Source organism: Pelolinea submarina (genome assembly GCF_003966975.1).
GTDB lineage: Bacteria > Chloroflexota > Anaerolineae > Anaerolineales > Anaerolineaceae > Pelolinea > Pelolinea submarina.
The window spans coordinates 3,175,295-3,200,315 of sequence record NZ_AP018437.1 but is presented as its reverse complement, the minus strand read 5'-3'; the positions used below and the strand labels follow the sequence as shown (position 1 = coordinate 3,200,315).

25 protein-coding genes are annotated in these 25,021 nt (G+C 50.7%); 9 read left to right on the top strand and 16 right to left on the bottom strand.

Annotation, left to right across the window (positions count from 1 at the left end; all coding sequences use genetic code 11):
- Positions 1 to 104: 104 nt before the first annotated feature.
- The gene (locus Pelsub_RS14145) at positions 105 to 389 is read left to right on the top strand and encodes an HPr family phosphocarrier protein (RefSeq protein WP_116225688.1); all 285 of its coding nucleotides are present in this window, start codon (positions 105 to 107) and stop codon (positions 387 to 389) included.
- The gene (gene ptsP, locus Pelsub_RS14140) at positions 389 to 2,122 is read left to right on the top strand and encodes a phosphoenolpyruvate--protein phosphotransferase (RefSeq protein ID WP_116225687.1); all 1,734 of its coding nucleotides are present in this window, start codon (positions 389 to 391) and stop codon (positions 2,120 to 2,122) included. The genes Pelsub_RS14145 and ptsP overlap by 1 nt, the downstream gene beginning before the upstream one ends.
- A gap of 75 nt (positions 2,123 to 2,197) precedes the next feature.
- Here ptsP and Pelsub_RS14135 read toward each other — a convergent pair whose 3' ends face one another.
- The 3 genes from Pelsub_RS14135 to Pelsub_RS14125 form a co-directional block, all read right to left on the bottom strand.
- Complete coding sequence (locus Pelsub_RS14135; protein ID WP_198418368.1) at positions 2,198 to 2,764, bottom strand: hypothetical protein; 567 nt, start codon at positions 2,762 to 2,764, stop codon at positions 2,198 to 2,200.
- 28 nt (positions 2,765 to 2,792) lie between these two features.
- The gene (locus Pelsub_RS14130) at positions 2,793 to 3,413 is read right to left on the bottom strand and encodes a TetR/AcrR family transcriptional regulator (protein ID WP_116225686.1); all 621 of its coding nucleotides are present in this window, start codon (positions 3,411 to 3,413) and stop codon (positions 2,793 to 2,795) included.
- Between the two features lie 197 nt (positions 3,414 to 3,610).
- Positions 3,611 to 5,842: a hypothetical protein gene (locus tag Pelsub_RS14125; RefSeq protein WP_126440558.1), complete on the bottom strand. Its 2,232-nt coding sequence runs from the start codon at positions 5,840 to 5,842 to the stop codon at positions 3,611 to 3,613.
- A gap of 227 nt (positions 5,843 to 6,069) precedes the next feature.
- Between Pelsub_RS14125 and Pelsub_RS14120 the strand changes: the two genes are divergently transcribed.
- From Pelsub_RS14120 to Pelsub_RS14100, 5 genes are read left to right on the top strand one after another with little or no spacing between them, the layout of a single operon-like run.
- On the top strand, positions 6,070 to 7,131 hold the full coding sequence (locus Pelsub_RS14120; protein ID WP_116225684.1) for a hypothetical protein: 1,062 nt from the start codon (positions 6,070 to 6,072) through the stop codon (positions 7,129 to 7,131).
- Positions 7,118 to 7,756: a hypothetical protein gene (locus Pelsub_RS14115; protein ID WP_116225683.1), complete on the top strand. Its 639-nt coding sequence runs from the start codon at positions 7,118 to 7,120 to the stop codon at positions 7,754 to 7,756. The genes Pelsub_RS14120 and Pelsub_RS14115 overlap by 14 nt, the downstream gene beginning before the upstream one ends.
- Positions 7,750 to 8,580: a formyl transferase gene (locus tag Pelsub_RS14110; RefSeq protein WP_158675133.1), complete on the top strand. Its 831-nt coding sequence runs from the start codon at positions 7,750 to 7,752 to the stop codon at positions 8,578 to 8,580. Before Pelsub_RS14115 ends, Pelsub_RS14110 begins: the two co-directional genes overlap by 7 nt.
- The gene (locus Pelsub_RS14105) at positions 8,567 to 9,400 is read left to right on the top strand and encodes an SDR family NAD(P)-dependent oxidoreductase (RefSeq protein ID WP_116225681.1); all 834 of its coding nucleotides are present in this window, start codon (positions 8,567 to 8,569) and stop codon (positions 9,398 to 9,400) included. Before Pelsub_RS14110 ends, Pelsub_RS14105 begins: the two co-directional genes overlap by 14 nt.
- The gene (locus Pelsub_RS14100; protein ID WP_116225680.1) at positions 9,397 to 9,963 is read left to right on the top strand and encodes a nitroreductase/quinone reductase family protein; all 567 of its coding nucleotides are present in this window, start codon (positions 9,397 to 9,399) and stop codon (positions 9,961 to 9,963) included. Before Pelsub_RS14105 ends, Pelsub_RS14100 begins: the two co-directional genes overlap by 4 nt.
- A 4-nt stretch (positions 9,964 to 9,967) precedes the next feature.
- Here the strand turns inward: Pelsub_RS14100 and Pelsub_RS14095 are convergent, their stop codons facing one another.
- The 12 genes from Pelsub_RS14095 to Pelsub_RS14040 all read right to left on the bottom strand — a co-directional run bounded on the left by Pelsub_RS14095 (position 9,968) and on the right by Pelsub_RS14040 (position 22,847).
- Positions 9,968 to 10,504: a 2'-5' RNA ligase family protein gene (locus Pelsub_RS14095; protein WP_116225679.1), complete on the bottom strand. Its 537-nt coding sequence runs from the start codon at positions 10,502 to 10,504 to the stop codon at positions 9,968 to 9,970.
- A gap of 17 nt (positions 10,505 to 10,521) precedes the next feature.
- On the bottom strand, positions 10,522 to 11,865 hold the full coding sequence (locus Pelsub_RS14090; RefSeq protein ID WP_116225678.1) for a uridine kinase family protein: 1,344 nt from the start codon (positions 11,863 to 11,865) through the stop codon (positions 10,522 to 10,524).
- Between the two features lie 83 nt (positions 11,866 to 11,948).
- Complete coding sequence (locus Pelsub_RS14085) at positions 11,949 to 12,881, bottom strand: CPBP family intramembrane glutamic endopeptidase (RefSeq protein WP_116225677.1); 933 nt, start codon at positions 12,879 to 12,881, stop codon at positions 11,949 to 11,951.
- A 3-nt stretch (positions 12,882 to 12,884) separates the two neighbouring features.
- Positions 12,885 to 14,312 carry an FAD-dependent thymidylate synthase gene (locus Pelsub_RS14080; RefSeq protein ID WP_116225676.1) on the bottom strand — a complete coding sequence of 476 codons (1,428 nt, stop codon included), beginning with the start codon at positions 14,310 to 14,312 and terminating at the stop codon, positions 12,885 to 12,887.
- Entirely contained in the window at positions 14,281 to 15,234 is a 954-nt protein-coding gene (gene ribF / locus Pelsub_RS14075; protein WP_116225675.1) for a riboflavin biosynthesis protein RibF, read from the bottom strand. Before ribF ends, Pelsub_RS14080 begins: the two co-directional genes overlap by 32 nt.
- On the bottom strand, positions 15,235 to 16,143 hold the full coding sequence (gene truB, locus Pelsub_RS14070; RefSeq protein ID WP_116225674.1) for a tRNA pseudouridine(55) synthase TruB: 909 nt from the start codon (positions 16,141 to 16,143) through the stop codon (positions 15,235 to 15,237).
- Positions 16,133 to 17,125, bottom strand: a complete 993-nt coding sequence (locus Pelsub_RS14065; RefSeq protein ID WP_116225673.1) for a DHH family phosphoesterase — start codon at positions 17,123 to 17,125, stop codon at positions 16,133 to 16,135. Before Pelsub_RS14065 ends, truB begins: the two co-directional genes overlap by 11 nt.
- 9 nt (positions 17,126 to 17,134) lie before the next feature.
- The gene (gene rbfA, locus Pelsub_RS14060) at positions 17,135 to 17,500 is read right to left on the bottom strand and encodes a 30S ribosome-binding factor RbfA (RefSeq protein ID WP_116225672.1); all 366 of its coding nucleotides are present in this window, start codon (positions 17,498 to 17,500) and stop codon (positions 17,135 to 17,137) included.
- A 29-nt stretch (positions 17,501 to 17,529) separates the two neighbouring features.
- A complete protein-coding gene (gene infB, locus Pelsub_RS14055) occupies positions 17,530 to 19,311 on the bottom strand; it encodes a translation initiation factor IF-2 (protein ID WP_232528600.1) in 1,782 nt (593 codons plus the stop codon).
- Positions 19,312 to 19,452: 141 nt separating this feature from the next.
- Entirely contained in the window at positions 19,453 to 19,719 is a 267-nt protein-coding gene (locus Pelsub_RS14050; RefSeq protein ID WP_267896289.1) for a YlxR family protein, read from the bottom strand.
- A 43-nt stretch (positions 19,720 to 19,762) separates the two neighbouring features.
- Positions 19,763 to 21,694: a transcription termination factor NusA gene (gene nusA, locus Pelsub_RS14045; protein ID WP_116225669.1), complete on the bottom strand. Its 1,932-nt coding sequence runs from the start codon at positions 21,692 to 21,694 to the stop codon at positions 19,763 to 19,765.
- A 166-nt stretch (positions 21,695 to 21,860) separates the two neighbouring features.
- On the bottom strand, positions 21,861 to 22,847 hold the full coding sequence (locus Pelsub_RS14040; protein WP_158675132.1) for an ABC transporter substrate-binding protein: 987 nt from the start codon (positions 22,845 to 22,847) through the stop codon (positions 21,861 to 21,863).
- Between the two features lie 68 nt (positions 22,848 to 22,915).
- On the opposite strand from Pelsub_RS14040, the gene Pelsub_RS14035 reads away from it, so the two are divergent.
- Together Pelsub_RS14035 and Pelsub_RS14030 are read left to right on the top strand one after the other, a co-directional pair.
- Positions 22,916 to 23,410, top strand: coding sequence for an OsmC family protein (locus Pelsub_RS14035; RefSeq protein ID WP_198418367.1), 495 nt, complete (start codon positions 22,916 to 22,918; stop codon positions 23,408 to 23,410).
- Between the two features lie 129 nt (positions 23,411 to 23,539).
- The gene (locus Pelsub_RS14030) at positions 23,540 to 24,223 is read left to right on the top strand and encodes a 2-phosphosulfolactate phosphatase (protein WP_158675131.1); all 684 of its coding nucleotides are present in this window, start codon (positions 23,540 to 23,542) and stop codon (positions 24,221 to 24,223) included.
- A gap of 13 nt (positions 24,224 to 24,236) precedes the next feature.
- Here Pelsub_RS14030 and Pelsub_RS14025 read toward each other — a convergent pair whose 3' ends face one another.
- Positions 24,237 to 25,007 (bottom strand): ABC transporter ATP-binding protein, encoded by a 771-nt coding sequence (locus Pelsub_RS14025; RefSeq protein WP_116225779.1) that lies wholly within the window; start codon positions 25,005 to 25,007, stop codon positions 24,237 to 24,239.
- Positions 25,008 to 25,021: the final 14 nt, after the last annotated feature.

Below are 25,021 nucleotides of genomic sequence, written 5' to 3'. Positions count from 1 at the left end.
ACCGTGATAAAATTATCACCCGCAGGAACTATGCGGTTTTTTTTAATGTCTGGTACATACGAGCCGTTCGTTAGCTCGATAAAAAAATATTGGAGTGTGTGTGCATGAAAGAAACAACAGTAATGGTCAATAATAAGGTAGGACTACATGCCAGACCAGCATCATTGTTCGTTCAAGCTGCCGCGAAATATTCTTCCAATATCCAGGTTTCGTGCAAGGATCCGGATACGAAAGAACTGCGGGAAGCAAACGCTAAATCAATCTTGGGTGTTCTGACATTAGGCGTCTTCCAGGGAATGGACATCACCATCAAGGCTGATGGGGAAGATGAAGCGCAGGCGGTTGAAGTACTCGCCGAGCTGGTTAAGAATAATTTCGGAGAAGATTGATGAAGACCTTATCGGGCATTCCCGCATCTCGCGGAATTTGCATCGGCCCGGTTTTCCAGTTTTTGCGACAGGAATTAATTGTAGCTGAATGCAAAGTTGATGATTCGCAGAAAGAAATAAAGCGGCTGGAAGAGGCCATTCAGATTGCCAAAGACCAGATTTCCAGTATCTACGAAAAAGCATTAACAGAAGCCAGCAAGGCCGACGCAGAGATTTTCCAGGCTCACCTGATGATCCTGGAAGACCCCGAACTCCTATCAGAAGTAAAGAAGAAGATCGAAACAGAACATTGCAGTGCCGATTTTGCCATGAAAGAGACTGCGCAAACATTTTCTAACATGATGGCAGCCATGGCAGATGAATACTTCGCAGCACGCGCCACTGACATTATGGATGTCGGTAACCGGGTGCTGCGAATTTTATTAGGTGTGGCTGAATCGCCAACGGCGAGTTTAAAAGCACCTTCTATCATCGTTGCGGACGATCTGACTCCGTCCGACACTGTTTTACTGGATAAGAGTCTGGTGGTTGGTTTCTGTACGGCTCGCGGTTCCGCCACTTCTCATACGGCTATTCTGGCACGCGGACTTGGTATTCCCGCAGTATCAGGCGCGGGCGATGAAGTGCTTGCCCAAACCACCGGTTCAACAATGATCCTGGATGGTACCAAAGGCCAGGTTATCCTTTCCCCAACTGAAAATGCGATTCAGGATTATGAAAAACGGATCGAGACTGCCAAGACCATGCGCGATGCTTCCATGAAGCATGCTCATGAGGCTGCCTTGACTTTAGACGGCCGTCAGGTGGAAGTGGTTGCCAATATTGGCAACGTGGAAGGCGCGCACAGTTCGGTGCAAAACGGCGCCGAAGGTGTTGGCCTGCTGCGCACTGAGTTCCTCTACCTGGAACGCAGCACATTGCCGACCGAAGAAGAACAATATCAGGCTTACCGCGCCATTTTGGATGTGTTCGGCCAAATGCCGGTAGTCCTGCGCACGCTGGATGTCGGCGGCGATAAAGAAATTCCCTACATGGGCCTGGAAGCGGAGAGCAACTCCTTCCTGGGCCAGCGCGCGCTGCGCTTATGCCTGGTTCGTCCGGATATCTTCAAACCTCAACTGCGCGCGGCATTGCGCGCGGGCGTGGATCGCAACTTGAAGATTATGTTCCCCATGGTTGCCACAGCCAGTGAAGTACGCGACGCACGCAAGGTGTTGGAAGAATGCCGTGCGGAGCTGCGCGCTGAAGGCAAACCCTGTGCCGAGAATATCGAGATCGGCATCATGGTCGAGATCCCGTCCGCTGCTGTTGTGGCCGATCAATTGGCCAAAGAAGTGGATTTCTTCTCGATTGGCACCAATGACCTCTGCCAATACACCATGGCGGCCGACCGCACCAACCCCAAAGTTGCCAGCCTGTCCAATGCCTTTTACCCGGCTGTGCTGCGTCTGATCAAGATGATCATCGACGCCGCGCACGCCGAAGATAAATGGGTTGGTATGTGCGGCGAATTGGCCGGCGAACCGCTGGCGACGCCCATCCTGTTGGGCCTCGGTCTGGATGAGTTCAGCATGAGCCCGCCCATGGTTCCCACCGTCAAGCAGATCCTGCGAAGCCTGAACGCGGAGGAAATGAAAGCGTTGGCGGATAAAGTACTGCAATTGGAAACTCCGCAGGAAATTCAAGAATTCGTCAAAGAACAGGTTCCTTTCATCGCAGAATTGGTCAGCTAAAAAGATAAGGTCCGGAGCAAATTCCGGACCTTTTTTGTTTTAATAAAAGTGAATGATGAGGTGCCAGGGCTTGTATTAATTTGTTTTCTTCAGCTTCTTATACCCTAAATAGATTAATGGACAGATCAGCACACCAAGAATTACCGGCCCCATTGTGGATTTTCCGGCTTCTCCGGAAACAGCAAGGCTCCAAATCCCTTTTACGATAGCCATTAACGCGACTACGAGCAAACCGCTCCAAATATTCCTTTTCCAGAAAGCGAAGGCCAGGGCGGCCAGTGAAAATGGAACCAGCAAGCTAGTCAAAATCTTAGGAAGGTCCCAAACACCGGTAAGGTATTCCTGTTCTACTGCCAAAAACTGAATAGCTTGCGGGGAAACAGAATCCGGTTTGGGGAACCAAAACATGCTGGTCATTAGAAAGAAGACGGTTCCAAAAATACCTGACCAGCTGTGTTTATAGGCGAAGTAGCAGAATGGGATCAGGGCCAGCGGCCGGAGATACCAACTGATCATATTCTGATGGCGTTCAAAAGCCCACTTGAAAAATGCAGAGTTAAACATTGCCAGCATGACCAACGCTATTGTCAACAAAGCAAACACCAACGCAAAAATCTTATCTAACGTTTTTGAATTATTCATTAATTAATCTCCTTTTCCTGGTTCTAAGTTAACGGCTTAATCCGTATTTTAGAAAATCTACAAAATTATCGAGATCGGCAAGCAACTCATCAAGTCCAATCCCCTCTTGGTGGTCAAATATCTCGTTGAAATGGTTAATCAGGTACCTCAGAATTTTCACCACAAAATCTCTTGAGAAATGATCTTTGATATTGCCATTCCTGATTGCGGCTTCTACCATTTCATCGAAAATATTCTCAGACTTATTTCCCAACATGTCTAAAGCTGTGTCGTAAATTTCATGGCCTTTTTCCGAGGAGAACTTCATGGCAAGCTGGTAATATTGCGGATATGCAGCGGCAAATTCCGCTCCCAATCTCGCCTGGATTTTTATCTTTGCGAATAAATCATCTTTTTCAAGCGTTGCCGGATTGTGATCGCCTCTGGCGCGGATGAACTCCCATTTGGCATTGAACGCATGGTTCAATAGATAGAGATATAAGTCCTCTTTATTTTCAAAGTGATAATAAAAAGAACCCTTACTGATGCCTGCTTTTTTGATGATTGTGTTGAGCGAAGCTTCGGAAAAGTTTTTCTCCGTGAACTCATCCAGCGCGGCTTTTATAAGCTCTTCTTTTTTCTCAAAATCAATTTCTGCCGTATTTTCCATAGCTTTCCTTTCGATTAGACCGAGCGGTCTAGACCAACTGGTCTATTGTATGCAAATATTACTGATTTGTCAATGATATTCATTGGGATATACCGTATCTGGCCGAGATCCTTCGTCCCGATGGGGTTCAGGATGACAAGCAATGGATGCGAAGGTTGGGGTGATTTTCCATCTTTGGAAAGTCGCTCGAAAAAAAATTAGAACAATTGGAACTGGTCGGAGGGTTCTTCCAGGGGTGGGTCGCCGTCCAGCAGGCTTTCCCAGCGTTCCAGGCTATTTTCCTCCTGGGCAGCCAGCCAGCGCAGATAACGGTACTTCATCAGATGCCAGCCGCCAGCTTCCAGCGCGGCTTTCAGGCGCGGATCTTCCTGCAGGCGGTGCTGCAGCCAACGCGAACGGCTGCCGGGGAAAACCAGGACCTTTTGGATTGGGTCGTTTGCAGAGGTGTTGAGCACCGGTTCGGAGAAGATGGCACTGTTCAGCAGGTAGTAGCGGTGCAGTGCTTTCCCCTGAGCGTTTTTCCACTCCATTACCCAATTATCTTCCAGCGTGAATTCCAACCCCAGGCTGCGCGCGCGTTTTTCAAGCAGCGCGGCCATTTCGCTGCGGTCGGCTTGGCGCACAGCGCGCTCTTCATTGGCGCGCAGGTGGAATAAAAAGGCCGTATCTTCATCTTCTTCCGCATAGCTTTGCAGGCACAAACGCAGGTCATCCGTTTCAGGAGTCAGGCGTCCGGGCAGGCCGCGGAAAATGTGCAATTCCAATTCCTGCAGCAGGCTGTCAGGCTGCTCCCATAGCTTGTCGCGTATGGCTATTTCCAATCGTTCGCTTAAAGGCATTTCTTCTGCCGGTTGGTTTACCAATCCCCATTTGCTGCCGCCGGCCGGTGTGGGGTATTCTTGCGCGAATCCACCCTTTTTCAGGCTGTCGCTGACGGCTTGCTGAAGTTGACTGAAATAGGTCTCTTCCAAATTCTCGATGTTAACCGGTAGGCTGTTTTGCATGGCCAGCCTTGCCAGGTAGTCGCTTATGATGGCGGGCAGCCGGACGGGCTCTTCGCGTGCCTGCATGTAAGCGCGCAGGTTGGATTGAATCTGCGGCCCGCTGGGGCTGGGAGCCGGTTCACCGGCCTGCCACAGGCATTGATACACTTCTTCGGACAGGTTGGCGGCAAATCCGCCCAGCTCAAAACCGGAGGCATGCGCACCGGCCAGCAATCCCAGCAGGTGGTTGGGCGCCGCCTGGGGCAGCAGACCGAACATGGGAGTATCCACCGGGATTGCGTCGCACAGATCACGCAGCGCGGCTTCCAGCGCCAGGGCAAACCAGCGCCAATCATAGCGCCGGCGCGTCAATGCGCTGCGCATAGGCGTTACCGCTTTGCGGCCCCACAACCAGCCCGACCACATGGCGCTCAAAGTCCAAAAAGCCTGGTTGGGGCGCGGAAAGACACACACGACAGCCGCGGGATTTTCCTGTTGGAATAAATTCCCTTTATCCGGCTGGCGCCGGTTATACAGACAGATACCGCCGCGATCATCGGGCAGCTTGGGCCAATAGGTTATCGGGATGGGGGTGGAATAACGGCCCCAACTTTCCGGGGCGCTTTCCAGGCTTAACCACAGGTTTTTCTCCAGGAATTTGGCCGGCACGCTCAACTGAAAGTGATACTGGCCGCGGCCGGGCCAATGCCACAGCGAGGTGGCATCGTCAAACACCAGCAGCAGCATGGCTTGCACGAGCAGCTTATCTTCCTTGCGCCATTCCAGCTGTTCCATCCGGTTGGACAGGGACATACAAACGTACAGCGCCCGCGGCAGGTAACAGTCCAGGGCGGCTTCGATGCTGGCCTGTTCATATTCACTGCCCTGCAGCACCCGTTGGGAGGCGCGCGCGCGATGCAGCCGTAAGCTGCCCAGCCGTTCCAAATTCTGCAGGTCGTAGGGGCTGATTTCACGCTCGCCTTCGTCACCGCAGTGCGGGCAAATGTAAACCCGGCTGATTGGCTGCCTACCGCCGCGCTCCCACACAAAGCCCTGTGGTTGAATCATCTGGCCGCAGCCGGCGCAGGGGGTGGCATATAACCCGCGCAGGTGGTCTTCCATGGATTCGTCTGCCCGGCGTGAGATGAGCAGCGGAGATAGCACTTTCCATAAGTGATTGCTGCCGGGCGCACGGCAAATGGTTTCCAGCATCAGCCAAAGGATGGGATTATTGCGTGCCATCAATACGCGCCGCCCGGTAGCGGCTGCTTCGGTTGCCAGGAGGGGATGGGCGCCTAACGGATCAAGCATCAGGCTGCCCGGCGGAGTGTTTTCAGTCGCCCAGGCGCCGATGACCCCTTGGGGCAGGGCGGGCAGAAATAAACCCAAAGGGGGATTGTACAAACCCTGACTGGCAGGGAGATATGGAAGTGGTTTCTCTGCCATGCGACTTTTTTATTAGTATACAGGAGTTAAAGCAAACCCGGCTGCGGATGTTAGAATAAATTGAAGCGTAAAGCATCGGATGCCTCCCGGACTTTGTATCGTTAGCAATGCGGGCTGTTCATGAAGGCACAGCGTGAGTTTCCTATTCGTAGCAGGATAGTTGGATAGGATGAGTCCGGTTAGAATTAGCACAGAACTATAAAAATCACAGGAGCAGTAAACCAGCCTTGAAATATACATTTAAGATTCGCGAGAAATACCCTCGCATCACCATCATCCATCACCGCTGCGCGGACGGAGAGTTGTGGGCGACAGCCAAACGGCGCATCCTGGTCAAGCGCGGGGAAGCGTGGGAACCGGCGGGTGTTTTCCCGCGAAGTTACCCGCGCGACCTGTTTGACTGGTCGCGCCCCACTGCGCGCGCCATGCGGGCGGATAAGTGCAATCTGTACGTCAACCGCCTGAGAAATGTACTGGGTATTCGCGGCGGTTGGGCCTATGCGCTGCGGGGAGAACGTTTGCAACCGTTGTTCCAGATCAACGGCGACAGTGTCCTGCATCGCTCGTTTGGCGAGGATGCGCAGGGCAATATCTACTTTGGCGAATATTTTATGAACCCGGAACGCGTCCCGGTCAAGATCTGGCGGGTATCCCCGGACCTAAAAAGCTGGGATGTGGCTTGCGAACTGCCCGGCGTGCGTCACGTACATGGTATTTTTGCCGATCCCTATAACCCCGATACGTTTTGGGCCGCGGTGGGCGATTTTGCCGGTGAGTGCCACCTGGTGCGCACAGAAGACGGCTTTAACAGTATGCAGTTGTATGGCGACGGCAGCCAGATCTGGCGAGCGGTGACATTGTTCTTTACGAAGGAGCACGTCAATTGGCTGACCGACAGCAACCTGGAGTTGAATCATGCCTGCCGCATGAGCCGTGAGAATGGTAAATTGGAAGTGGGGCAGAATATCGACTGTTCCGCCTGGTACGGCTGCATGACCAATGAAGGTGTTTATGTGGCTTTTACTACTGTGGAGAAAGGCCCGGGCATCCTGAGCAATGAAAGTGCGGTGCTGGTCAGCCGGGATGCTTTTCATTGGGAGCAAATTTTCGGATTCAAGAAGGATTTTTGGCGGCCGGTCAAAGTTTTTAAATATGGCGTGATTTCCTGCCCGTCCGGCGAACTCAGCCTGGATGAACTGTATCTGAGCGGGGAAGGCCTGGTGGGGTTGGATGGCTGCAGCATCCGTGCTGAAATTAGCGTAGAGGAAAACGACCTTGACCGGAAATGAGTTTAGCCGCTTTTTGGATCTGCTGGAAAAATCTGTCGACCGCGAGATGAGCGCCGCGGAGATACGTTCGCTTGTTGAGGAAGGTTATCACCGGTTGGCCTGCAGCGGCGAATTTCCACAGGACAGCCGTCAAGACCTGCATTTGCTGGAACATTTGATGGCCGAATTGGGTTGGCAAACGTACGGATCTCCGACTGCGCTTGAAAAAAACCAGCCCTCCATGGCAGAATTCGGAGACTTAACCGTCGAGAATTGCTTCGCACGCGGGGTGCTGCGCCCCGGCTGCGGCAGCTATTTGGACTGCATCAGCAGCACCAGCACGCAAGCCGACTCACTCATGGAGAACTTGCTGCGGCACGTGGAGGTTAAACGCCAGGCTTCGCTGAGCAAATTCTCGCAGGAGTTACCGCAGGAGGCGCAGTGGCTGGAACGCAGTGATGTCAGCATCCTGTTCAGCCGCTATGCCCGCCGCCGGCATGACCTGCGTTTTCTGAACGCGGCCTTTAAGATGAACGAATGGTATCTGAAGCACACTCAACGGACGGACTCGGAAGCTGTTCATGTGCGTTTCCTGTTGGCTTTAGCCGAACAGGAACTCAGCGCGAAGGAGCTGCTGGCATGTTGAAAATTGTCCTTTTTGCCCCCATCGATAACAGCCTGTACGCGCGCCTGGTGGCCGGTGAGCTGAGCAAGACCGAAGGCGTATCCCTGGAAGCCATTGTGGTGCGCAGCCACTGGAACCTGAAGCGTTTCCGCAGCGAATTCGGCCGCGACGGCGCGCGCCTGCTGCGCAAAATCTATCAGAAATACGTGTTGGGGGACGCGCGCTTCCGCAATTCCGATAATCGCAATCTGAGCCGTTTCGCGCAGGAGAAAAGTCTGGATATCCAATCGCTTAAGGCTTTCGCGCAAACGAAGGATATCCCTTACTGCCTGGTCAAGGACCTGAACGACCCGGCCAGCGAAGATCTGCTGCGAAAGGTTCAACCGGATCTGGTTGCCTTCACTGGCGGTGGCTTGATTCGCGCCAACATCCTGGCGCTGCCCAAATTGGGCGTACTGAACTGCCACACCGGCATTCTGCCGCCTTACCGCGGCATGGATGTGGTGGAATGGACCTCGGCTGAAAATGCGATCGACACAATCGGATTTGGCGCCACTTTGCATTTCATGGATAAGGGTGTGGACAGCGGCCCTATAATATTAAAGAGAACCATTTCCACCGAACCCAAGGATGATTTCCATACCATTCGTGAACGTTTGGAAGTGGTCATGGTGGAGCTAATGTTGGAAGGCATCCGCGGGCTGCGCGACAGTACGCTGCAGCCGCAGCCACAAAAAATTGAGGACGGCCGCCAATACTATGTTATGCATGCCCGCGTGAAGCGTTTCGCGGAACAACAATTGGCCGAGCAAATCAAGCGGGAAAACAACCATGGAAGCGAATAAAGCAAATCGCAAAGTTGTCATCACTGGCGGAACACGCGGCATTGGCCGGGCATTGGCCGAAGCTTTTCTCACGCGCGGCTGTGCGGTGACCATTACCAGCCGGCAGCAGGCTGCTCTGGATAGCGCTTTAGCTGAAATCCGCGAGTGTTTTCCGCAGGCATCGGTCTTTGGGACAATTTGCGATGTACGACAATACAACCAATTGGAAATGCTTTGGACGTACGCTGAAAAGCAAATGGGTGGGATCGATATCTGGATCAACAACGCCGGTATTTCAAACCCGATGGCGAATTTCTGGGAGCTGGATGCGGACGCTTACGCGGATGTTGTAACCACCAATCTGATTGGCGCCATGTATGGATCGAAGGTTGCCTTGAACGGTTTTATCCGTCAGGGGCATGGCGCGCTGTACAACCTGGAAGGCTTGGGCAGTAAAGATAACCGCAAGGTTAAAGGCCAATCCATTTACGGTACGACCAAAGCCGCTTTATATTACCTTGACCAGGCCGTGGCGGCTGAGCTGGAAAGCTCGAACGTGATCATTGGCGCACTGCAGCCCGGGATGGTGTTGACGGATATGGTCATGAGCCGTTACCGGGAAAATCCGGAAGAATGGAAGAAAGTCAGAGCGATCCTGACTACCTTGTCCGAAGATGTCGACAAAGTGGCTGGCAATTTGGCTGAAAAAATCCTGCAAAACCGCAAGCAAGGTGCGCGGTTGGTCTACTCATCGCCAATAAAGTTGATGGTCAAGATGATGAGAATGATGCTTGTTAAAAAAGATTCAAAAGAAAATATTCAGGAGGATAGAGAACCATGAATCGTGAACAATTAACAAATACCTTACCCTTTTTATATAAATACACCAATTTCACGGCGGTAATCCTGTGGAAATTAGGCTTGGGTAAGTTCTTCAATCTATTCCCTGCTGTATTCGGCAAAACTTTGGTGGTGGATTTCTCCCGGCACGAGGCTAAATCACCCGCGCAGATGCCGCTGGTTTATTACGCCCAGGGAGACGCGCTTTACTGTACCGCTTTTTGGGACGCACAGCCGGATTGGTATTTAAGCATGATGGCCAACCCGCAGGTGGAAGTCTGGCTGCCGGATGGCTGGTATGCCGGCAAAGCGGAACTGGTGAGGGATGAGGAAGAACGCGCTCAGGTTCTGCCGAAGCTGTTGAAAAACGGCGGGGCGGCTTTCAAGGTTTGGGAAAGAGTGAACTGGCTGGATTTGCCTGAGGAAGAGCAGACAGAGCTTCCGGTACTGCGTATTAAACGCCAATCCCCCTGCACCGGCGCGGAAGGCCCGGGCAGTCTGGCCTGGTTATGGCCATTCCTGCTCCTGGTTTTCACGCTCCGCCGCGGGCGGAAACGCAAATAGCTTTTTATATTTCCTTCAAGTCGAAGTGGACCATTTCTGTAACCGGCAGGAACTCCACCACGCCAATTTGGGTGGCATGCAGTTTTACCGGCAGTTCGATATTGCCGCAAACGGACATGGCTTGGTCCAATTTCACTTGATCCAAGTCCAAAGCCAGCGTGCAATGCGGCACCCATTGTCCGGGTTGATATAACTCCCAGGGCCCCCTGGTTTGGTGGTCCAGCAAGCTGTGGATATGCGCGTGAAAATCGATCAGTTCGCGCGTGGGCGTGGGAGCTAAAAACAGCACCTTCTCCGGTTGAGTAAAAACTCCCAGGTGGGTGCAATCCAGATGCAAATGAGCGGTTTGGGGCGCAAAGCGCGAAAGTTCGCTGTCGCAGGGTTGGCAGGTCAATTCATCGTAAATTGCCAGGGTGATATGCGGACGAATGCCCACGTGATGGATTTCGCTGGGGATTCCATTCTCGGATAGATTGCTCCAGATATCGCGGATAAATTTCTCGGATGGTTTGTTGAAATAGAGCACAACGGCGTAGGGCATGCGTTAGGATCCTTTAATTAGTGGTATTGTAGTGAGCTGCCGCCGATGAATTCCCGGATGACGGAATCGGAAGGCACGAAGGAAGCATCTTCCAGCGGTGTGATTTCTTTCAACACCTGTTGGATGCGGGCCGCGCGTTTGAAAGCGTCCTCACGTAGCGGATCATCCTTATATACATCCACCCATTTATCAAAATAAGACTCCAGTTTGGTTTTATAAATGGACAGCTCATAAGGCATGGCGCTGTTGATGATGAAATCGGCATGAACGTGGTTGGGAATAATGTTGCGCATTTCGCTGTCGCGCACATAATGCCAGTGGGTCAAGGTCTTTTCAGGGTCGTAAGCCCGAAATGCCTGGTCGCGCAGCATGCGCCGCATCAGGCGGATATCCGTCCAGCGGATGTAATTCCCGTGTTTGTCCTTCATCTGGAGCAGCGGTTCCAGGTAGAGTTTGAATTTATTTTCATCGGCGATGTCGGCAGTCATGGGCGGGTAAAGACCGTGCAGGCTGTCAATCAGGATGATGTCGTTTGGGCCGATTTTCATGGGGGTGCTGTTATCCAGACGGCGGCCGCTTTTAAAATCATAGATGGGAAGCATGACTTCCTGCCCTTGGATCAACCCGTTCAAGTGCTCGTTGATTAATTCCAGGTCGAGTGCTTGCGGTGTTTCGAAGTCGTAATCGCCGAATTCGTCTTTGGGGTGTTTGTCCAGGTCGTGAAAATAGTTATCCACGTTCAAAGCCACCAGGCTGATACCCTGCTGGCTGAGGATTTTCCCAATCTTGATGGTAGTAGTGGTCTTGCCTGAGGAGGAAGGCCCTGAAATCAATACGATTTTGACTTTTCCGCGCCGCTGGGAAATTTTCTCGGCCGCCAGTTTGATATCCTCTTCGTAGAAGATTTCCGATTCGGAAGTGACCTGCTGCAGCTCGCCGTTGGCCAGGCGCCGGTTGTATTTTTCAATAGTATGCAAATCGTGCGAGGCTGCCCAGTCCAAAACCTGCCAGATTTTTGCCCAGGGGATATTTTCAGAGGGGTGAATGGTTTGGAATTCGCGTTGGTGGCGCATGCGGGCACGTTCATCCCGATAAAGGATATATGCTTTTGCAACTTTGGCGTGGCCTTTTTCGATGAGCGCTTTTTCCACCGCGTCCTGAATATCTTCGACGGTTGGAACTTGGCCTTCTGGCAGGGTTGCCTCCAGATATTGGATTACATCATCGGTCAGGTCTTCAGCCATTTGGCGGTCGCGCCCTCCTACCGCTACTGCGGCACGGTAGATGGCATTTGAAATGCGTTGAGCGGTGAAGGGCACTTTCGCCCCATTGCGCTTAATAACATATTTTAAATGGCCCATAATTTCCTCGCTTCTTCTGTTTTTATTATAGCAATAGAAGAAATGGCCCGGAAAATTATTACAAATTACTGAGATAAGAATTACTACGAAGGCTGTTCTTCAAAAGTTTGCCGGCGTTTGAGATAGCGAATGATCAGGAAGGATCCCAGCAGCATGGCAGCCAACCCAACCAGACCTGCTTCCGGGCCGAACGAACCGCCGGTAAACAGCTCGGGTCCCTGTTGGTTGATGCGGATCAGGTTAGCCGGGGATATTGTCCCGCTGATGGGAAAGCCGAAAATGACACCCTGGAAGAAATTCCAGGTGAAATGCAGGCCGATGGACAGGGCGGCTTGCTTGCTGTAGATGAAACCGATGCACAACATCAAACCGGCGAAGAAAATATTCAAAGTAGATATCCAGGTGGCATGCGGGTTGCCCATGTGAGCCAGGCCGAACACAGCCGAAGTCAGTCCGGCTGCCAGCCAGGCAACCAATTCCCGTTTTATCTTGATCTTTTGGAAACCTTCCAGTAGATTGATAAACGGATAAGCCCGAAAGAATAATTCTTCGGAGAATGCCGCTAAAAAATAGAAAACCAGCGCCTGAAAGAATTGGCCCCAGAAAAAAGCCCGGGTGGGAATAAAGGAATACATGGTGTTGGTGCCAAAGAATTCAGTAATGCTGATCCACCCCATGGCCCATTCGAATAAAAAGATGACGGCCATCAATCCGGCGCCTAATGCCAGACCGAAACACAGGTCTTCAAACCAGCGGCGGTTGAGATGAAAGCCAAATCCGGCGAAGGGGCGGCGATCCAGTAGCTTGCCCGCTGACCAGACCACCAATAATGTCAGTGTTGCTTCGATAATGCCGGAGGTAATCAGGCTTCCGGTTATTGAAAATGCGCCGGTCAGCTTGACCAGTATGGATAGCCCAATATAGCTGAGCAGGTAGAACAGCACATACAAAAGCAGACGCGGCACTAAACGCAGCCTGCGCAGCTCTCGGTTCCAAAAGATGTTGAGAAATTTCATTGTTTAGCGGTAATCGGTGAAATATTCGTCGGTGATGGAAGTCCAGGTCTCCGATGATGCCGGCCGGAAGTAATCGGCAAAAAGAGGAAACCGAATTTCCAATTCGTCAGCCAAGCGCTGGGCTGCCCGGCGGATGGCGAAATGAGCGTTAGGGGCGCTGCGCAGCTTGACAAAGTGCAGCGCGCTGCGCAAGTTCATGCACAGCAGCACGCGCCGGTTGAAGGCGTTCGGCAGGATATAAGCGGCTGCTTCTGGGTTGATCAGCGCCAATTCTTCATAGATGGAGATAACTTCCTGCATATCCGCCCGGTAAGAGTCCAGCAATCCGGCATCCGCGATCAGCTTGGGTACGGCATACCCCAGGCGGGCAGTGAAACGTTGCGGCGTTTGGGTCATCATGCGGTGGCGTTTCAGTTCAAAATAGGCGCCCTGATCCAAAACCATCTCGACCGTGAAGGTTGCGTATTCCAGTTCGCGCAGGGGAATATCGTGTTCGCCCAACCTGCCCAGAAACTGCTCAGCCATGGCGGCTTTTTCAGCCTGTGAAAGGCTTTTGACATAAGCCAGGGCTTGAGAGTAGGAAGCCTCGCCGAAACGCAGCAGCAGGGCTGCCAGTATGTTTTCTTCGCCGTGCGGATCGCTTTGAATAACCTGCAGCCAATCCGCGGCGGGTTCTTCGAGAAGCGGCATGCTCTGTGCCACAGCATTGAAATCCGTGCTGACGCACTGCATGGATTCATTGCGGGCGGCATATTTAACCAGAGTGGGTACGTTGTCCTGGGCCACCTGCTTGATGTCCTGTCCGATGCGCTGTACTTCTTCCAGCGGGTGGGAAAGCATCTTGCATAACGCGTGTTCCAACGCGCGTGCATTGATGGTCATGCCCAGGTTGGCCAGCGAACAAGCCGGCAGGTAATAGCGGCAGACGTCGGCGCCTGTTGTGCGCAGGCGCATTTTAAACGCGCCTGCGGATTCATTTTCCTGCTGCGGGCAGGTGTTTTCAAGATAAGCCTGAATAACCTTTACCGCTTTTTCGTAATTGGAAAAAAGGCGCTGGCAGATTTGGGTATAGCGTGTCTCTACTGCTGTGCCGGTGAATTCACTGGGAATATGGAAATAATCCATGCCCCAAATCTGGTAGCGGGAAGATTTCTCGGTGTAGGAAGCCAGACGGTTGGATTCCAGACATTCAACAGCTAATCTGGATACATTTTCAACCGCAATATGCAGTACCGCGTGTTCGGCAACGGAGGAATGGCCGTATCCAACCACCCATTTTTCGTTGAAATCTGCCGACTTCTCATCAGAAAGTTCAGCTGCAATTTCGCTGAAAGACTGCGCTGAACGGGAGGTCTTTGCGAATGTTACGGCAATGGTTTCGGGGCTTAGTTTTTTGGGGTCAAGCAGGTAAATCTGTCGGTTTGGGTTCATCGGTCAATACCTCGCGTGTGAATTGAATATCTTGCTTAATTTGTACCATCAATTCCTCGGCTCCGGAGAATTTCTTTTCCGGACGAATACGCTGGATGAACTTGAGCTGCATTTGTTGGTCGTATATTTCCTGGTCAAAATCAAGCAAATGGGCTTCGACAGTTTGCAGAGAAGGTTTTTCGTAGAAAGTTGGACGGGAACCGATATTCACCACAGCCGGATAGCGCCGGTTGTCCATTTCGGCAAAAGCCGCATATACACCTGTACCGGGCAATAATTTTTCCGGCCAGATATCCAGGTTGGCTGTCCGCATTCCAATTTGCCTGCCGCGGGCATCGCCGTGAATAATTGCTCCCCCGGCGGAATAAGGGCGGCCTAACAAGCTATTTGCACTGCGAATATCACCTGCCAGAATCAATTCTCGAATCCGTGAGGAAGAGACAGGCTGCTCAGTTTTCATAAACGGTTCAATGGCTCTGACGCAATATCCCAGCTCTTTTCCCAAAGCGCTTAGTGTATGGATGTCGCCGTCGCGGTTAGCCCCTAAACGAAAATCATAACCAATTAATAAACAGGAAAAATGAATGTGGTTGTGCAATATTCGGATGAAAGAATCGGCGCTCTGGATTGCCAGGTTGTGGGTGAAATTCAGCGTTAATACGGAGTTCACACCCAGTGAAGTCAGTATTTGATTCTTTTCTTCCGGGGTAGTCAGGTAATAAGGGCCTTTAAGACCCCGTAACTCTTTAACGGGATGAGGGAAAAATGTGACCACTGTAGAGGGTTTTCCGGCTTGGTGGCTTTCTTCAACCAATGTTCTAATGAGAAATTGATGTCCAAGATGGACTCCATCGTATGAACCAATGGTAGCCCAGGTACCGGCATTATTGTTTGTGTGGTCATTTTCCCGATCAGGTGTCATTTATGCAAAAAATACTTTTCGAGGTTGATATTCGCTGGTTTCCACATCGAAGTCCATCAATGCAACCAGTTCGCCTTGTTCCGTGATTGCGCGAACCATTTTATCCGTGCCGTCTTCTCTTGGAACGCGGTGGCCATGCCGTACGGCATCCACTTCTTCGTTATTCAGGATAATGGAAGGCCAATCGCCTAAAGCTTCAGCGGCTGGAATCAAATATTGATACCAGCTATTGTTATCAAACGCTTCCACCAACTTGCGCAGCGGAATGGCGTCTTTCAATGTAAACCGTCCGCTCTTGGTACGGCGCAGACCGGTCAGGTTGGCTCCACAGCCTAATACCTCACCCAAGTCATGGGCCAGTGAACGCACGTACGTTCCGGAAGAACAGTGTACATCCACAACAGCTTCCGGTGAGTTCCATTCAATTAACTCTAAACTGTGTACGGTGATGATGCGCGGTTCGAGCTCGACATCTTCACCATTGCGGGCCATGTCGTAAGCGCGCCGCCCCTGGACCTTGATGGCCGAATAGGGTGGGGGAACCTGCTCAATTTCACCTACAAATTGCTGCAGGGCTTCTTCAAATTGATCCGACGTGACATCAACAACCGATGTTCCCATAATGGTACCGTCGCCGTCATATGTGTCGGTTCGCTCACCTAACTTGATTGTCGCCTGGTAACGTTTATCCTCTGCTGAAACATATTCGCTTAAACGTACCGCTGGACCGATAAGTACCACTAATACACCAGACGCACGGGGATCCAGCGTGCCCGTATGTCCAGCTCTTTTAATGTGTGTGCCGTTGCGAATAACCTGCACAACCTGGTGAGAGGTCATACCGATGGGTTTATCCACAACCAGCACCCCCGATGCTGAATTTCGGGCTGGATTATGTCTATTTTCCATAATCGTTTTCTCCCTTTGATTGTATTTCCTTTAAAAAACTATCAGTAAATTCAAGGACCATATTTTGCACCTCTTCAAGACCACCTGTAATTTCTGCTCCTGCCGCTGGTGGGTGCCCGCCGCCTCCGAAACGTTGGGCAATCACCGAAACATTAATATTCGCGTTGGAGCGCCAACTCACTTTAATTTTACAATTATTTTGCTCGTTAAATAATATACTGACATCAATTTCCTCAATAGCGGATAAGATATTGGTTAAGTCGGCATCATCACGGCCGGGGTAACCGGCTTGTTTACGATCCGCTAATGTAATTGAAGTCCAGGCAATTCGTCCTTTCTTTTCCAACCGGCTAAGTGAAAAGCCCCAGAGTTGACTGGCGGAGAATGTCTGGCTAATCAATGCTTTCTCGTACAGCTCCGTCAGGTTGGCCCCATTTTCTATTAGATTAGCGGCGAGATGCAAAGTATTTGCCGACACGTTGGAAGTGCGAAACCCAATTGTGTCGGTCAGGATACCTGTTAATAATGTTTCCGCCATATCGGGGGTGATGGGAAAACCCCATTGGGGTAAGTATTGAGCCAGAATCGCTGAAGTGGCCGGTTCCTCCGGCAGCACCAGGTTCTGATGCCCAAAATTTTCATTGGTAATGTGATGGTCGATATTGATGTCGACGTTCAGGTCGGCAAATTCTGCGCCCATCCTTTTTTGATCAGAACAATCCAGAGCAATGACCAGATCATATCCCGGTTCAATTTGCGTATGGACTGTATCGCTGCCCTTAAGGAATTTGAACTTGGAAGGAATACCTTCAGGGAAAACCAGCTGCGCTTTCTTTCCGTCCGCCTGCAGCGCCAACCCCATACCCAACACGGAAGCAACAGCGTCACCATCCGGACGAATATGCGCAAGAATTAAAGGCTGGTTTTTGCTGTGCAGAAGGGAACGGATTTCCTGGCTGCAAGTCTGATTATCCCTGGTCATTCTTAAGTCTTACTCGTTCTCTGAAGAATTCTCTTTCAAATTATCCAGCATACGTTCGATTTTATCTGCACGTTCTGGCGTCTCATCCCAAAAAAAACGTAACTTGGGAAACGAGCGCAATTCGATTTTGTCTGCCAGGTTGCTGCGCAAAAAGCCACTCGCGTGTTCAAGACCTTTGAGAATGTTTTCAGATTGGTCTTGACCATCCAGCGAAGAGACATAAATATTCGCGAAATAAAGTTCGCGATCAACGATAACATCAGTGACAAAAACGGAACCTAAACGCGGATCACTGACTTTACCGGTAACTAACATTTCGGAAATTTCCTGTTTGATCCGATCCGAAATTCTTTTTAATCGTAATTTAGATGGCATTCAATCACCTCCAACTCCAATAGGTAAACCTATCGTTGAACTTCCTCAATGGTATAGGAGATAACAGTATCACCAATTTCAAAATCATTAAATCCACGGACACGCAGACCGCATTCGAAACCTTCGCGGACTTCCTTTTCATTATCTTTTTCATGCTTGAGCGAGGCCAGCTCACCCTCAAAGATTTTTTCGTTGTTGCGCATCACCCGCACCATAGCGTTACGGCGGATTTCTCCCGAAGTGACACGGCAACCAGCAACGGTACCAACTTTGGTAATTTTGAATGTCTGCAAAACTTCAGCTTTACCAATGGCGGTTTCCTTCTTTTCAGGCGCCAGCATGCCTTTTACAGCTTTTTCTACATCCTCAATCAAACGGTAAATAATATCATAGGTTCTAATCGAGACGCCTTCTTTTTCCGCCAAATTCTTGGAGGATGCGTCGGCATGCACGTTAAAACCCAGGATAATCGCATTTGATGCGGTGGCCAGGAGAACATCGTTTTCTGTGACATTTCCGGCTTCCGTATACAGCACGTTAATCTTGATTTCGCTCTGGTCAATATCATTTAGCGCATTGATGATAGGCTCCAATGAACCCTGTACATCCGCTTTCAAGATCAAACGCAGCTCACCCATCTCTCCGGCTTTTACTTTTGAGAACAGATCTTCCAAAGTCGTCATTGAACGGGTGGATTTTGATTGTTCGGCCTTCATCTTGCGTTCGTTGACAATCGCGCGCGCTTCACGTTCGGAAGCACAAACCTGGAAGATATCTCCGGCTTTGGGAACATCGTTCAAGCCCAGAATTTGCGCCGGGGTGGAGGGTTCGGCAGATTCGATGGCGTTGCCTTTGAAATCAAACATGGCGCGGATGTTGCCGCAGGTCATGCCGACCGCAATGGCATCGCCCGCATTCAAAGTACCGTTTTGCACCAACAGGGTGGCAGTGACACCGCGGCTCTTGTCCACGGCTGCTTCAATGACGGTGCCGATTACGGTTCCATGAGGATTGGCCATAATCTTGGAGTTGTCGGCTACCAGTACGATTCCTTCCAGCAGGTCGTCGATGCCCATGTTTTTCTTAGCGGAAACGGGAATGATCATGGTATCGCCATCCCACTCGTCCGAAACCAGGCCGGCATCAGCCAGCTGCTGTTTGACGTAATCCGGGTTGGCGTCCGGCAGGTCGATTTTGTTCAGTGCGACCACGATCGGAACGCGTGCGGCGCGTGCGTGGGCGATGGCTTCGCGGGTCTGCGGCATAACGCCGTCATTAGCCGCCACCACCAGCACCACAATGTCGGCGCCTTGAGCACCGCGTGCGCGCATGGCTGTGAAAGCCGCGTGTCCGGGTGTATCGAGGAAGGTGATTTTGCGCTTCTTGTGCATAATCTGGTAAGCGCCGATATGTTGGGTAATACCGCCGGATTCGCCCCCGGCCACATTGGTGTGGCGGATAGCGTCCAAAAGTGTGGTTTTACCGTGATCTACATGTCCGAGAATGGTCACCACCGGAGGGCGGTTGACCAGGTTTTTCGCGTCTTCGTCTTCAATCAAGCGCCGCCAGAGCGGTATTTCGCCAACTTGTTCTTCAGAGATTTCGGGAATTTCCAGTGAGGCTTCATAACCCATTTCAGCCGCGACCACAGCCGCCGTGTCAAAATCGATTTGCTGGTTGATGTTTGCCATAACCCCATTGGCCATTAATACCTTAATGACCTGGATGGGACTGCTATCAACTTTCTTTGCTAAGTCACGTACTGTCGTGACATTGGGTAAATCGATTGTCTTTGTGTTCTTATCGCTCATAGATGCCTCCATTTCAGATTGCCCCTGCAGTGAATACTTCTTTGAAACATTTGCCTCTCTCTTGGTAGCTCGGCGAGCGATTTGAACGCTTGATTGTCTACATTGAATTAGCCTTTGTTAGCAATAAGTGGTCAGTGTATTTCACTCATCATCCTTTAGTTCTGAAATGATTTGAGCGATGTAATCTCTGTCCGCTTGTGTCAATTCTGTTTTCAATGCGTGTGCCAAACTACCTCTAAGTGCTCGCTCCCAGCATGATTTTTTATCATGCAGGTAGGCGCCCCTGCCTTCCGCTTTGCCGGTCGCGTCGTAGCGGACTCCATCCGGAGTGCATACAATGCGCATTAGCCCTCTTTTGGAGAGCGTTTCCCGGCAGCCAACACATGTTCGCTGCGGAATATGCTTCACGCGAGACTTTTGTTTATTCACCGCCTTTAACGTTTATTAAAATTTATTCTTCTTCCCATTCATTCCAAGGGGTTCCATCGCGTTTGTGTTTCTTCTTCGCGACCACAACATCCCGCTCGGGATCGTATTCCAATTCACGGAACCGTTTGACTTTTTTCTTTCTCTTTTTCTTGCCGTCGGTTGTTCCGCCTTCTTCGCTGCTTTCTTCTTCGTCTTCGCTTTCCTCTTCAGGCTCAAATGCTTCAGGTTTTACCGTGAACATTTGGTCGAAGGAAAGTTCTTCTTCGCCTTCTTCTGCCGTTGGTTTTTCCGCTTCAGCTGCGACGGTTTCTTCAAGTTGAGCTTCAGGTTCTTCCGGTTGCCCGGCTTCGAGGATGGTTTCTTCCTGTATTTCTACTGGAATTTCAGCCTCTAATTCCGGTTGTTCTTCCACCGGCTGCTCGGCAACGGGCTCTTCTTCCTCAACGGGCTCGGGAATGAGCTCGGGAAGCACTTCGGCGAATTCCGCCACGCGTTCCAAAGCTTTCGGCCCAAAGCCATTCACTTCCAGAAGGGCATCCGGATTCAATTTACTGGTCAGCACTAATTTCCCGGCTGTATCATAACCGGCTTCCACCAGTGCTTCCAGAATATTGGCTTGTAATCCCGTTCCAGACAGATCCATTTCAAAGGCAGCCGGAGGAATGGTTTCCATAACTTCATCGCGCAGCTTTTGCTGTTTTTCAAATTCCGCTTGATGTTTGCGGGTGGCATACTTCTCCAACCGGTCATTGAATTTGGTCAGGAAATCATATTCTTCAGGATTGATGACACGGCCGTCAACTTTGCGAGCCATGATATCTTCGGCTTGCGCAATAGCCTCTTTTTCTTCCTCGGCCATTTCTTTCAATTCGGGTTTATTTTGCAGCGAGAACAGCCAATCCGAAATAGATTCCGGCAGGCTCTTGATGTCGATGCGCCAGCCGGTCAGCTTGGCGGCCAAACGGGCATTCTGCCCATCGCGGCCAATAGCCAGACTGAGCTGGTCTTCAGGTACCACTACCAGCGCGTTGCGCGAACCGTCCACACTTTCTTTTAAATAAACGCCGTTGACGCGTGCCGGGCTGATAGCTTTGGCAATGAAGGCAGTCGGATCCGGATTCCATTCGATCACGTCGATCTTCTCATCGTGCAGCTCGCGCACAATGGCCTGGATGCGTACGCCGCGCTGGCCCACACAAGCGCCCACCGGGTCAATGCCCTGCTGGGAGGTGGAGACAGCTACTTTGGCGCGATGGCCGGGTTCACGTGCGATGGAACGAATTTCAACCACGCCGTGGAAAATTTCAGGAACTTCGTTTTCCAGCAAGCGCCGCAGGAAATCGCGGTGGGTGCGGGAAAGGATGATTTGCGGTCCGCGGCCGGTTTCTTTGATCTCTGCGACCAAAGCGCGTACACGGTCATGAATGCGGAAGCGTTCAAAGGGGATCATTTCCTTGCGCGGCATGGTACCTTCGGCGTTCAATTCCAAGCCGATGGTCATACCCTGGGAATTGGTAGCCTGAACGATGCCGCTGATGATCTCGCCCAACTGTTTTTCATAATATTCAATTTGAGCAGCGTATTCAGCCTGGCGGATTTTTTCCTGAATGACCTGGCGGGCATTTTGAGCTGCTACGCGCCCGAAGTCTTCCGGTGTGCTGTCAACCATGACCAGGTCGCCTAAATTGGCTTCGGGGTCAAACTGCCTGGCGACTTCCAGGGTGACTTCGGTCAAATCATTTTGAACTTCCTCGACAACTTCTTTTTCTGCCAGGATGCCGAATTCACCTTTATCCAGGTCGATAATGGCTTTTACTTCCTGCGCACTGGAAACGTTCATGGATTTCCGGTATGCAGAAACAAGCGCATGCGCCAAAGCTTCCAAAATGGTCTCTTTGGGCAGCCCTTTTTCTTCTAGGACTTCGTTGAAGGCCAGCACAAATTCATTTTTCATGCCAGAGTTACTCCAAAATTTACTTTTCTATTATAAGCAGAAAAGTGGGGACAACCCACTTTTCGACGGGAACAATAAAGCTTGTACTTACTTGGAAATTCTATCATGCTTTAAGATCAGTCGCAAGCTGATTCAAAAGCATTAAGAATAATCTGACAATTCGAAACTACGGAATTTCGGGTGAATTCTTCTCTATTGCAGATTCCAGATACTGCAAATCAACCTGAAATGACGGTTCTTCTTCCAATAAACCGGCATTCACCATATCTGCGGCGGTGTTTTCCAGCGCAGAGAGCAGCGGACCTTCCAAAGTCATGTCGAAATTAACGCGTTTGAATACGATATGGTATGCGGCGGCTGGCACGTCCAGCCCGTAAACAGCTGCCTGGGCGGAAGCGGTGCGCGCTGCCAGAGCGGCGTCGCTCCGGATTAGGGCGGCTTTATCTAATTGGCCTTGCAGGAAGGCGATTAAAAGCTGGCTGTTTTGCCGGGCGTAATCGCGCGTGGTTACCAATACCAACGGCGCGGGACAGCAGTCTCCGTAACTTTGCATCACCCGCATGCCGCCGCCGGCTTGTGCCATAGCCGGGATGGGCTCTGTAGCCGTGATGGCGTCGACAGTTCCGCCTGACAGGGCTGCGGGCATGTCCTCCACAGGCAGGTTGACCCATTCAATTGCATCCCAATCCAAATTGCTATTCAAAGCGAAATACCTTTTAAGCGCAAGTTCAGCGCCGCTGCCGCTGCGCAGGGCAACTTTTTTGCCCGACAAATCGGCCCAACTTGTAATTTCAGAATCAGCACGTACGATGGTGCTGACACGGTTGCCGCTCTCAGAGACGGCGATGATAAGCGCGTCTTCACCCATCGCGCTAAAAATCTGCGCGGTTTGAATGTCCGAAAAAAGCGCCACATCCGCTATCCCGTTTTGGAATGCCGTGATCAAATCGTCAGGGTTCCTGTAAAGAACATGTTCCACCTGGCTGCCATGAGCTGCCCAGGTATTCATCCCCTGTAAGAGAAGTTCATCGGCGTAAAGCTGGCCGCCATAATGCAGCGGCTGTTTGGCCGGTTGGCAGGCGGAAATACCGGTGGTTAATAAAATGAGTATGAGTGATTGAAAAAATTTTCGGAAAATATGTGCAGGTTTCATATAATATATTTTTAAGGGTATTATTTCTAGTATTATCTTCATTATAAAGGAATCCACGGAGGCTGATTGTGGCTGATGTAATGGTTTATGCCAAAGCGAGATTGTACGATGGGTTTACCACCCAATGTGAATCCAGAGGCTTTTCATTTATTCTGAATGGACCGTTATCCATAGGTGGTAATGATCTGGGTATGAATCCGTTGGAGGTGCTGCTTTCCGCATTGGGAGCCAGCAAATGCATTATAGCCAGAGTGTTCGCGGAAAAATATGGCATCGACCTTAAATCGGTACAGATCGATGTGAACGGTATTTTCGACCCGGATGGCTTTCTTGGCAGGAATAAGGATGCCAAGATCGGTCTTACCAAAGTGACGACTACGTATTACATAAATGCCAACAATACGGAAGAAGAAGTTTGCAAGCTGGTTGAATTTGTTGAAAAAAACTGCCCGGTCATGGACACTATTTCCAACGTACCGGAGTTTGCTGTGGAACTGCACTGCTCCAATTTGTTGGAAGAGGATTGGCCGAGTAATTCAAATTCCCATCAATCAAAATCTTAATAAAAAAATTCCGGATTGAATAATACCGGAGATTTTCTTAAAAGATATGAAAAACTGATTCCTGGCGTTGCCCTTTGCTCAACCTAATTAACGTTTTAGAATATTAAGCAATCATTTGTGGAGAATCCATTGAAAATACAGCGAGCCAACTTGGAGACTTGCGGTACAGAAACGGATTTCGTTGTGGTGATTGACGTCTTGCGAGCGTTTACCACCGCCGCGGTCGCTTTTGCCAATGGGGCAAGCGAAATCATTTTAGTCAGTACGGTGGATGAACTATTTAACCTGTCCAAGACTTACCCTGGTTCGCTGTTGATTGGCGAAGTAAACGGCATACCGATTGAGGGAGTGGATTACGGCAATTCTCCCTCTGCATTAATAAATGTGGATTTATCCGGTAGAAGGTTGATCCAACGGACGACAGCCGGTACACAAGGTGTCCTGCGATCATCAAACGCCAGATATTTATTGGCGGCTTCACTCTGCTGTCTCGACGCTACGGTTTATTATATTAATCAGGTACAACCTTCATCCTTGACTCTGGTCGAATCCGGCGTTTTCGAAGGAGGTTGGGGGGATGAGGACAGAGCTTGTGCGGATATGATTGAGGCACATTTATTAAAAAAAGAGGTAAGGTGTGGAGAGATTTTAGATCGAGTGGCGAAATCGAAAAGCGGTGAGAAATATTTTGACTGGGAAGATCGAATCTTCCCAAGAGAAGACCTGGTTATCGCTTCTACAATAGACTGCTATGATTTTGTCATGAAAGTGACCATCGAATCCGGAATCCATTTTCTTCGGCCCGTAAAGTAGGTCGCGGGCGGGTTTAATCCTCGAATCCCTTTTCCACTTCCTCTTCAAGCAATTCCAAAATTTGTTCGCGGTAGTGCAGGTAGTGGTCTTCCACGTAAGAGCGTTTGCGCGGCAGATCAATTTTTACCATGCCTTTGACCTTGCCGGGGCGGGCGGTCATAACGATCACCAGATCGGCCAGAAAGACGGCTTCAATCACGCTGTGCGTGACGAATACCACAGTTTTCTGTTCTTTTTCCAGGATCTTGACCAGCTCGCGCTGCATGTGCTTGCGGGTTTGGGCGTCCAGCGCGCCAAAAGGTTCGTCCATCAACAGCACTTCGGGGTTGTAAGCCAGCGCGCGTGCGATGGCCACGCGCTGCTTCATGCCGCCGGAGAGGGTGTGTGGATATGCCTCTTCGAAGCCCTGCAAATGCACCAGGTCGATATATTCGCGCGCTTTTTCCTCAGCCCCCTTTTTCTCCCAGCCGTTATGTGTCAGTCCGAAGGTGATGTTGCCCAATACAGTCAGCCATGGGAATAACGCATAATCCTGAAAGACATAACCGCGGTCCGGGGCTGGTTTCAGGATAGGCTTGCCGTCCAGCAAGATCTTCCCGCTGGTCGCTTTTTCGAAACCGGCGATGGTGTTAAGCAGGGTGGTCTTGCCGCAGCCGGAAGGTCCGATCAATACGGTGAACTGGTTGCGGGGAATATCCAGGTTGATATGGTCCAGCGCCACCAACTCCTTATCGTTTTCGGTGAAGGTCTTATATAAGTCCTGAATCTGAATAATTGGGTCCATCTTATTTTCCATAC